Origin of the sequence: Mesorhizobium sp. M1A.F.Ca.IN.020.06.1.1 (assembly GCF_004023265.1) — a bacterium.
Taxonomy (GTDB): domain Bacteria; phylum Pseudomonadota; class Alphaproteobacteria; order Rhizobiales; family Rhizobiaceae; genus Mesorhizobium.
Genome location: NZ_RZSR01001697.1, coordinates 1 through 569, shown reverse-complemented (window position 1 = coordinate 569; position 569 = coordinate 1). Strand labels below are relative to the sequence as shown.

1 pseudogene is annotated in these 569 nt (G+C 65.7%); it reads right to left on the bottom strand.

Annotated elements, in window-relative coordinates:
• Positions 1-76 precede the first annotated feature (76 nt).
• Positions 77-569, bottom strand: a pseudogene (locus tag EOA60_RS36420) (D-alanine:D-lactate ligase-like protein); the annotation flags it as partial.

Below are 569 nucleotides of genomic sequence, written 5' to 3'. Positions count from 1 at the left end.
GAATAGAGATTTGCAGCGATCCTTCGCCGGCGTCTCAAAGCCGCTCCGCAGCCGCAGGCCGGTCCAATCCCTAAGCTTATGCCTTCAGCCGGCTGGTCGCCGTCTCCGCCATCGCATCCGCCAGGCTCATGCTCCATTGCCTGCGGCAATAGTCGCGGAAATCGAAGCAGGGCAGGCCGGGACAGACTTCGAACTCGATGAGATGGACGGTGTCGTCGGCCTCGACCCTGAAATCGACCGAGAAGACGTCCTTCAGGCCAAGCCCGGCGATCAGCTCCTGCGCGATGGCGCGGATCGCGCGATCGGCCGCCGGCTGGCTGGCGGCGGCCTGCTCGAGCTCCGGCTCGGCATAGGTGCCTGCGTCCCTGGCGGCTTGGCCGCTATCGCCGTAGAGCGCCATGGAGTCGGCCATGGTCTGGAAGTCGCCGCCGGACTCGACGAAGGCGATGCCGAGCGCCTCGACGCCGGTATCCGGCTTCAGACCGAGGAAGCTTGCCCGCACATTACGGCCGGCGACATAAGGCTGGACGACGACATCGTCGCGATAATGGTCAAAGACCCGCCGGCTG